The organism is Devosia sp. (assembly GCF_036406155.1).
In the GTDB taxonomy this organism is placed as follows: Bacteria; Pseudomonadota; Alphaproteobacteria; order Rhizobiales; family Devosiaceae; genus Devosia_A.
On sequence record NZ_DASWVV010000111.1, the window covers coordinates 1 to 4,821 of the forward strand.

5 protein-coding genes are annotated in these 4,821 nt (G+C 69.7%); 1 reads left to right on the top strand and 4 read right to left on the bottom strand.

The annotated features are described in order from the left end of the window. Positions 1-313 precede the first annotated feature (313 nt). The 4 genes from cysK to coaBC form a co-directional block, all read right to left on the bottom strand. A complete protein-coding gene (gene cysK, locus VGD93_RS06935) occupies positions 314-1,273 on the bottom strand; it encodes a cysteine synthase A (RefSeq protein ID WP_395010539.1) in 960 nt (319 codons plus the stop codon). A gap of 76 nt (positions 1,274-1,349) precedes the next feature. Then, a complete protein-coding gene (locus VGD93_RS06940) occupies positions 1,350-1,805 on the bottom strand; it encodes an RrF2 family transcriptional regulator (RefSeq protein WP_395010541.1) in 456 nt (151 codons plus the stop codon). Next, positions 1,781-2,269, bottom strand: a complete 489-nt coding sequence (gene dut, locus VGD93_RS06945; protein WP_395010543.1) for a dUTP diphosphatase — start codon at positions 2,267-2,269, stop codon at positions 1,781-1,783. The genes VGD93_RS06940 and dut overlap by 25 nt, the downstream gene beginning before the upstream one ends. Then, a complete protein-coding gene (gene coaBC, locus VGD93_RS06950; RefSeq protein WP_395010545.1) occupies positions 2,266-3,513 on the bottom strand; it encodes a bifunctional phosphopantothenoylcysteine decarboxylase/phosphopantothenate--cysteine ligase CoaBC in 1,248 nt (415 codons plus the stop codon). The genes dut and coaBC overlap by 4 nt, the downstream gene beginning before the upstream one ends. A gap of 238 nt (positions 3,514-3,751) precedes the next feature. Here coaBC and VGD93_RS06955 point away from each other — a divergent pair. Continuing rightward, positions 3,752-4,821, top strand: a 1,070-nt coding sequence (locus VGD93_RS06955; protein ID WP_395010547.1) for a sigma-54-dependent transcriptional regulator, incomplete at its 3' end; no start/stop codon positions are given.

Consider the following 4,821-nt stretch of genomic DNA (forward strand, 5'->3'; position numbering starts at 1 on the left):
GGACGGAGCCGGAGTGTCGGTGGCCGACGAAGTCTCGTCGTCGGGCCCCACCCCATCCCTCCCCCACTGCGCTCTCGCCGGATCTTTGATCCGGCTGACGCGACAGGCGGGTCCTTTGGACCCGCTGAGAGCGGGGGAGGGGGCAGAGCAGCGGAGTTCCCTCCCCCGCGAAGTGGGGGAGGGTTAGGGTGGGGGCCCAGTACAGCCACTTTTTCATCCGCTGCGGGTCGGCCCGCGCCGGTGAGAACGCAACCCAACCTACGCGAGACGTACCCGTAGGTTGGGTTGAGCGTCAGCGAAAACCCAACGGCGGTTACTCCAGCCCCTCGAACAGCGCGGTCGAGAGGTAGCGCTCGGCGAAGGACGGCAGGATGACGACGATCTGCTTGCCGGCGTTCTCCGGCCGGGCGCCGACCTCCAGCGCCGCGGCGAGCGCCGCGCCCGAGGAGATGCCGACCGGCAGGCCCTCCAGGCGGGCGACCTTGCGGGCCGTCTCGAAGGCGCGCTGGTTGGAGATGCGCACGACCTCGTCGATCAGTTTGGTGTTCAGGATGTCGGGCACGAAACCGGCGCCGATGCCCTGGATCTTGTGCGGGCCGGGCATGCCGCCGGACAGGACGGGGCTGTCCTCCGGCTCCACCGCGATGGCCTTGAAGGTCGGCTTGCGGGCCTTCAGCACCTCGGCCACGCCGGTCAGCGTGCCGCCGGTGCCGACGCCGGAGATCAGGATGTCGACCTGACCGTCGGTGTCGCGCCAGATCTCCTCCGCCGTGGTGCGGCGGTGGATCTCCGGGTTGGCCGGGTTCTTGAACTGCTGCGTCATGAAGGCGTCGGGCGTCGAGGACACCAGCTCCTCGGCGCGGCGGATGGCGCCCTTCATGCCTTCCGGCGCGGGCGTCAGCACCAGCTCGGCGCCCAGCAGCTTCAGCATCTTGCGCCGCTCGATCGACATGCTCTCCGGCATGGTCAGGATCAGCTTGTAGCCCTTGGCGGCGGCGACGAAGGCCAGCGCGATGCCGGTGTTGCCCGACGTCGGCTCGACCAGCGTGGATGTGCCGGGGGTGATCTTGCCCTCGCGCTCGGCCGCCTCGATCATGGCGAGGCCGATGCGGTCCTTGACGCTGGCGAGCGGGTTGAAGAACTCGCACTTGCCGATGATCTGCGCCTTCACCCCGGCCTCCTCGGCCATCCGCTTGACGCGGACCAGCGGGGTGGCGCCGATGGTGTCGACGATGCTGTCGTAGATCCTGCCGCGGAATTCGGGACCGGACATTGATTTCACCTCCCGGTAACGTGGAATTGGGTTGTTCCACACATTCTTGTTGAACCTAGCCCCAAAGGCCCGCGAATCAAATCGTAAAGTCGATGCGGTCCTCGGTTTCGCTCTCCACGCCGGCGGCGCGGGCGCGCATGCAGAGATCCTCGATGGTCACGGATTCGAGGCGCTTCATGCAGTCCTCCTGCAGCTCGCCCCACAGCGGCCGCACCACCTTGTGGCCGAGGATGGAGCCGGCCGGTTCCTCGATGGGGTCGCTGGCCGTCTCCATGGCGCGCACGACGCGCACGATCTCGCCGATGGTGATGCGCCGGCGCTCGCGCGCGAGGCGGTAGCCGCCGCGCGGGCCGCGCACGCCGGCCAGGATGCCCTCGCGCACGAGCTGCTGGAGCACCTGTTCGAGATAGCGTTTGGGGATGCCCTGCCGGCGGGTGATCTCGCCGGACTGCACCGGCTCGGTCCCGGCGTTGTAGGCGATGTCCAGCACCGCCTCGATGGCGAACATCAGCTTCTTGGAGATGCGCAGCATGGATCCGCTTCCTGGCTGAATTGGCCCGTCGAACCGAAGCCGCCCGCCCCGCGCGCGCTGTCGGGCAGGGTGGCGGTCTCGGTCCAGGCGATGCGCTCGTAACGCGCGATGACGAGCTGGGCGATGCGCTGCCCGCGCTCGATGGTGAAGGTCTGGTCGCCGTGGTTGATCAGGATGACGCCGATTTCGCCGCGATAGTCCGCGTCGATGGTGCCGGGGCTGTTGAGCACCGTCACCCCGTGCTTGAGCGCCAGGCCCGAGCGCGGGCGCACCTGCGCCTCGTACCCTTCGGGCAGCGCGATGGACACGCCGGTCGGCACCAGCGCGCGGGCGCCGGGCGCCAGCACCAGCGGCCCGGCCACGGCCGCCTGCAGATCGAGGCCGGCGGCATGGTCGGTGGCGTAGGCCGGCAGGGGAATCCCCTCGGCGTGCGGCAGGCGGAGGATGGGAATGCTGGCGGTCACGGGGTTTTCCCCTGGAAGTGGGTAGCGCCAAAATGGGCTGCAATGGTGTCGGCGAGGCGGGAGGCGACGGCGTCCTTGCCCATGCGCGGCCAGTCCTCGACGCCGTCGGCGCGGATGAGGTGGACGGCGTTGTCGTCGCCGCCGAAGGTGGTGGTGCCCGGCGACACATCGTTGGCGACGATCCAGTCGCAGCCCTTGCGGGCGCGCTTGGCGCGCGCGTACTCCACCACGTCGCCGGTTTCGGCGGCGAAGCCGACGACCAGGGCGGGGCGCAGCGCGCCCGACCCGGCGATGGTGGCGAGGATGTCGGGGTTCTCGGTCAGCTCCAGGGCCGGCGGGGCGTTGCCGTCCTTCTTCAGCTTGCGCTCCGACAGACCCTTTACGCGCCAGTCGGCGACGGCGGCGGCGAAGACGGCGATGTCGGTCGGCAGCGCCGCCATGCACGCGGTCAGCATCTCGCGCGCGCTCTCGATGTGCGTCACGGCGCAGCCCGGCGGGTCGGGCAGCCGGGTCGGCCCGGCAACCAGCGTCACCTCGGCGCCCAGCGCCGCCAGCGCCGCGGCGATGGCGTGCCCCTGCTTGCCGGACGAGCGGTTGGCGATGTAGCGCACCGGGTCGATGGGCTCGTGCGTCGGGCCGCTGGTGACCAGCGCGCGCTTGCCGGCCAGTGGTTTCGGGACGGACTGGGCGGCGAAGTGCGCGGCGATGGCGTCGACGATCTCCATCGGCTCGGCCATGCGGCCGGGGCCGAACTCGCCGCAGGCCATGTCGCCGTCGTTGGGGCCGACGCGGGTCACGCCGCGCGCCGCCAGCAGCGCCATGTTGGCCTGCGTCGCCGGGTGCAGCCACATGCGCACGTTCATGGCGGGCGCCACCAGCACCGGCTTGTCGGTGGCGAGCAGCGCCGTCGCCGCCAGATCGTCGGCCATGCCGGCGGCCATGCGCGCCAGCAGGTTGGCGGTGGCCGGCGCGACGACGACCAGATCGGCCTCGCGCGACAGGCGGATGTGCCCCATCTCCGATTCGTCGGTCAGCGACCACAGGTCCTGGTACACCGTGCCCTCGGTCAGCGCCTGCACCGACAGCGGCGTGACGAACTGCGCGCCGGCCTTCGTGAGGATGGCGCGCACCGAGGCACCGCGCTCGCGCAGGCGGCGGATCAGCTCCAGGCTCTTGTACGCCGCGATGCCGCCGGCGATGACGAGCAGGATGCGCTTGCCGGCCAGGATGGCGTGATCGTGCACGGGGGCCCTCCTTTTGGGCGTCGGTCGGGCGCTTGCGCAGTTGAACTTGTAGAATTCAGATATTCCAACGCGGCGCTCGGGACAAGCCTCACGACGCGGCCGATGGCATTGGCGAAGGGATGGCGGCCCGATCCGGCGGTGCTGTGAAACCGCCGCAAGCCCGGCGCCGTTCATCGCTGGCGCGACGGCAAGGAACGCCGTATTTTTGCGTATCAGTCATCGCCATCGGCGGACCCACATGGTTTCCGGCACCACTCCCGTCCTGCTTGTCGAAGACACGCCGTCGCTGGCGCGCGTCTATACCGAGTATTTGAAGAAGGAGGCGTACGCCGTCGTCCCGGTGGAAACCGGCGCCGCGGCGATGGAGGTGCTGTCGGACGGCGCGCCGAGGATCGTGCTGCTCGACCTCCAGCTTCCGGACATGCACGGGATGGAGGTGCTGAAGCACGTCTCCGACCAGGGGCTGCCCTGCGCCGTGGTGGTGATCACCGCGCACGGCTCGGTCAACGTCGCGGTCGAGGCGATGCGCTACGGCGCCTACGATTTCCTGGTCAAGCCGTTCTCCGCCGAGCGGCTGGTGGTCACCGTGCGCAACGCCATGGAACGGCTGCGCCTGTCGCAGATCGTCGAGACCTATCAGAAGGACCTGGGGCGGGCGCGCTATCACGGCTTCATCGGCTCCTCGCTGGCGATGCAGGCGACCTACCGCATCATCGACAGCGCCGCGTCGTCCAAGGCCACGGTGTTCATCACCGGCGAGTCGGGCACCGGCAAGGAGGTCTGCGCCGAGGCCATCCACCGCCAGAGCCCGCGCCGCGACAAACCCTTCGTCGCCATCAACTGCGGGGCCATCCCCAAGGACCTGATGGAGAGCGAGATCTTCGGCCACGTGAAGGGCTCGTTCACCGGCGCCGTGTCCGACCGCCAGGGGGCGGCGGCGCGCGCCGACGGCGGCACGCTGTTCCTGGACGAGATCTGCGAGCTGGCGCCCGACCTGCAGACCAAGCTGCTGCGCTTCATCCAGACCGGCACCTTCATGCCGGTGGGCACCAGCAAGGTGGAGAAGGTCGACCTGCGCATCGTCTGCGCCACCAACCGCGACCCCCTGCGCGAGGTGGAGGAGGGGCGCTTCCGCGAGGATTTGTACTACCGCCTGCACGTCATCCCCATCCACCTGCCGGCCCTGCGCGAACGCGACGACGACGTGATCGAGATCGCCGGCCACGTGCTGTCGGAGTTCGCGCGGGAGGAGGGCAAGGGCTTCCAGCGCTTCAGCCCGGAGGCCGAGCGGGTGCTGCGCCTCTATCA

Coding starts and splice junctions, on each gene's coding strand:
- cysK (WP_395010539.1), bottom strand. CDS start 1,273: ATGTCCGGTCCCGAATTCCGCGGCAGGATCTACGACAGCATCGTCGAC.
- VGD93_RS06940 (WP_395010541.1), bottom strand. CDS start 1,805: ATGCTGCGCATCTCCAAGAAGCTGATGTTCGCCATCGAGGCGGTGCTG.